Raw genomic sequence first — 3879 nt, 5'->3', positions numbered from 1 at the left:
GCCACCCTGCACGAACCGGCACACAAGATCACGTAACCACGCCGACCCAGATCAACTTCTCAAACACGCACTTAGAGACCATGGCGGCGGCCGAAATCAACCCTGGCCCGTCGACTGCGAGATCGTCGACGTGAGCGAAGGCGTTGCCGACGGCGCAGGTAGTAGAGCGCAGGTTCGCGTACTCGCCGTGGTTGCCTTCGGAGACAAGTTTGATCTCGTACGGGTCGCCCCGGTGAGGCAAGACCGTTTCGACGCCACCGAGCTCGTTGATCCCTCCGAGGATGCTGCAACGGATCGCGGCCACACCGGTAGCGCCGGTGCGATCCCGGGCATGGCGTCCAAGGCACCTGAGACCCGACAGAACGTAAAACATAGCGTCTTGCGCGAACAACTCGACCGTGTCATCGCTCTTAGGTGGGAGCAGCGTGACGAGGAATGCGCCGGAGCCGTCTTCGTGGAATTCGGCGTAAAGACCGATGATGGGGGCACCGAAGCTGGCCACGAGGCGGCCCGGCGCGACCTGTACGTTCTCGAAGGTGACGTCTCGGCCGACCAGGACAGATGTGGTTCCGATGGACCGCTGGAACTCCATCAGCGACGCGCGGTTGATGACGAGCCGTCCGGCGACCTCCGGAGCCACGGTGACGGCCAAGACGGGGCGGGCCGGCTCTCGGTTCTCCTCGAAGTAAGGGATGTGAGGCACGCGAGGGGCCAGGGGTGAACTCGCCTGTGAATCGGAGCCGTTATCGCCACTGTCCCACTGGTCACGCTCTTCGTAGGCGAGCAGGCACTCGAGCTCCACTTCGCTGACCCGGTCCTGCACCGACCGGCCGTGGGTGAATCGGTCGCGGTACCGGGTCGCGATCTCGGGTTCCTGCATCCAGCGCGTTGCGGCCCCGTTGCGTATGGGGTATCGCAGCCAGCCATCCCGGTGATGGACCTTTTCGCGGGTGTCCAAGACGGTATGCGGGGCGAGCGCGCTGCGCTCGACGAGGACCAGCAGGGACGCCGCGGCCGGGATCGTCAGGATCGTTGACGGGCACGATGGCGACGGGAAGCGGGTGCGGTGCTGTGTTGGTAAGTACCGCGTAAAGCCGTTGCCGTTCACCGTCGGTGACGTCGACCTTGGTGATCGCCTCGGGAATGGCCTGGTCGCTGTCCTCCCGGACTCCGACGATCAGGGCACCGCCGCGGTCGTTGGCCATCGCGACGACGTCTTTGCAGAACTCCGCCTTCTGTTCGGGGTTCTTGGCGTGGACGAGCTCCTTGTAATCCAGGTCGGCCGCCTCGGCTGCTTCCTCTCTCCCCACGAGCCCCTGCACGTCGGCGAAGGTCACCTGATCGAGTCGTTTCGCGAAGAGCGCCTCAAGGCGCGGTGAGCGGAGCATGCGAGAACCCTATGAAGTGGGTCGCCCTGCTGTGGGCCGGTTCGGTCAGGTCCACCAGGCCGTTATTGCTGCGGCGCCTGGCCAGGCGGCTGTGTGAGGGAGCTGCGGGGTCAGGACAACGCCCGCCACGCCTGCACAAGGAGGGTTCCCTCGTGCGTGCCCGGTACAGGATTCGATCCGACGTGAAGACGATCGAGCATGCCTGAGTCTCTACCTCTTGCTATCCATCACCCAGTGAGTTCGGGGCGCTTCTCAATCCGCCCGCAACCGAGTCTTCCCCGCCTACACTTGAAGGTCCCGATGGATACCTCGACCGATTTCGCGATGCACGGAGGATGCTGAGCATGGCCTTCCAGACCCCTCGCAGCGTCGAGGAGATGCTCACCGCGATCAACAAGCGCGAGTACCTCATGCCCGCCATCCAGCGGGAATTCGTGTGGAGCACTGGCCAGATCGTTAAGCTCGTCGACAGCCTCATGCGCGGCTACCCGGTCGGGTCCTTCCTGCTCTGGGACGTCAAACCTGAGACGGCGCAGTCGTACACGTTCTATGAGTTCCTCACGCACTTTCACGAGCGCGACAACCCCTACGCCGAGAAGGCGACAGTTCTCGCGGGCACGGGGACAACCGCCGTCCTCGACGGTCAGCAGCGGCTGACGTCGCTCAACATCGCCCTCTACGGCAGCATCGCCGAGAAGAAGAAGTACGCGTGGTGGAGCAGCCCGGACGCGTTCCCGGTCAAGAAGCTCTATCTGAACCTCGTCGACGACCCAAAGGACGAAGAACTCGGCCTGAAGTACGATCTGCGCTTCCTCACCGACAAAGAGGCGGCTGCCGAACAGGACAGGGAAGACAAATGGTTCCGCGTCGGCGCCATACTCGACCTGGCCAATCCAGGTCCGGCGACCATCAAGGAGCTGGAGCAACGGCGTATCACGAACGTGGGCGACGCGTCCCAGCGGCTTTGGGACCTGTACGAGGCAGTTCGAGTCCTCAAGCCCATGAACTACTTCCTGGTCACTGACCAGGACCCCGACAAAGTCCTGGAGGTGTTCGTCCGGGTCAACAGCGGCGGCACCACACTGTCCTACTCCGACCTGCTGCTGTCCATGGCGACCAACCAGTGGAAGGAACTCGACGCCCGGGAGGAGGTCCGCTCACTCGTACGCGACCTCAACAGCAACGCCGGGCGCCAGTTCGCCTTCTCCAAGGACGTCGTTCTAAAGACGGCCCTGACCATCGCCGGTGTCGACGTCCGTTTCAAGGTCACCAACTTCACGCAGGCGAACATGGCCAAGGTCGAGGCCGCGTGGCCGGAGATCGAGGGTGCTCTCCTACGGGCGGCGACGGTACTTCAACAATTCGGATACAGCGAGCGCAACCTCACAGCCAACAGCGTCATCGTTCCGATCGCCCACTACCTCCATCAACGGGGCGCAGGCGACAACTATCTCGACTCCAGCGCCGATGCCAGCGACCGCCTCGTGCTCCAGCGCTGGGTCACGCGCTCGCTCATCAAGCGGGGCGTGTGGGGCTCCGGCCTCGACACCACCTTGACCCGAATCCGCGATGTACTCAACGCCAACACCACCGGCTGCTTCCCAGTCAGCGAGGTGGAGGCGGCAATGGGTGCAGCCGGCAAGAGCCTGTCCTTCGATCCTGCGGAGATCGATGAACTACTCAACCTCAAGTACGCCGGGCAGCGGACCTTCCCGGTCTTGTCCGTGCTCTACCCAGGATTGGATCTCAGCAAGAAGTTCCACGAGGACCATATCTTTCCAAAATCCAGCTTTACCAGGAAAAGGCTTGCGGCGGCCGGCATCCCTGCGGAGAAGATCGACGACTGTCTGGAGACGGTCAATCTTCTGCCCAACCTGCAACTCCTCCCCGGCACCGTGAACATCGAGAAGCAGGCCACACTTCCTGCTGACTGGATCGGATCCGAAACCGTGTTCCCGATCGCCGTGAAACGCGAGACCTACCTCCACGAGAACGATCTCGACGGACTTCCGCTCGACCTCACCGACTATCTCGCCTTCTTCAAGGAACGGAAACAGAGGATCAGGAACCGCCTCATCAAAGCCCTCGGAGCAACGACGACCTCAGAGCTCGCCGAGGACTAAAGACGTGGCCGCCATCACGGCCCGGTGGGGTGGACCTTCGCTCTACGGGCCCCATGGCGCAACTGGCGCTCAAGACGGGCAGGGCTTCGGTTTACCTGGACGTTACTAACCGCTGGCTACGAATCAGCTTGGGCCTGCGCGGGCGCGCGTGTCCCGCTGATCGTTCGTGAAGTTACAAGCTGGCCGTCATCCTGGGCGACACTCCTCATTCCCTGATGGTGCTCGACTTCGAGTTCCCCGAATCGGGTGGATGATCTTCACAGTCACCCGGACCCCCGAAGATTATTCTGTGCCTAAGCCTCGATCCACCGGTGAATGATCGTCCAGGAGTCGGGAACAGCAAAAGGGATGCCCCGTGGCCTGCGATG

At 62.7% G+C, this 3879-nt stretch carries 2 protein-coding genes and 1 pseudogene; 1 reads left to right on the top strand and 2 read right to left on the bottom strand.

Annotated features, from left to right (window positions below):
- Positions 1-28: 28 nt before the first annotated feature.
- Both IEZ03_RS37175 and IEZ03_RS38950 read right to left on the bottom strand, forming a co-directional pair.
- Positions 29-958, bottom strand: coding sequence for a hypothetical protein (locus tag IEZ03_RS37175; RefSeq protein WP_229808835.1), 930 nt, complete (start codon positions 956-958; stop codon positions 29-31).
- Between the two features lie 154 nt (positions 959-1112).
- Positions 1113-1388, bottom strand: a pseudogene (locus IEZ03_RS38950) (AlbA family DNA-binding domain-containing protein); the annotation flags it as partial.
- Positions 1389-1732: 344 nt separating this feature from the next.
- On the opposite strand from IEZ03_RS38950, the gene IEZ03_RS37165 reads away from it, so the two are divergent.
- Positions 1733-3511: a DUF262 domain-containing protein gene (locus IEZ03_RS37165; protein ID WP_184885401.1), complete on the top strand. Its 1779-nt coding sequence runs from the start codon at positions 1733-1735 to the stop codon at positions 3509-3511.
- The last annotated feature ends 368 nt before the right edge of the window (positions 3512-3879 follow it).

It is taken from the genome of Actinomadura livida, from assembly GCF_014648675.1.
In the GTDB taxonomy this organism is placed as follows: Bacteria; Actinomycetota; Actinomycetes; order Streptosporangiales; family Streptosporangiaceae; genus Spirillospora; species Spirillospora livida.
Note: the sequence above shows the minus strand (reverse complement) of the source record. Positions and strands in the feature narration are given on the sequence as shown.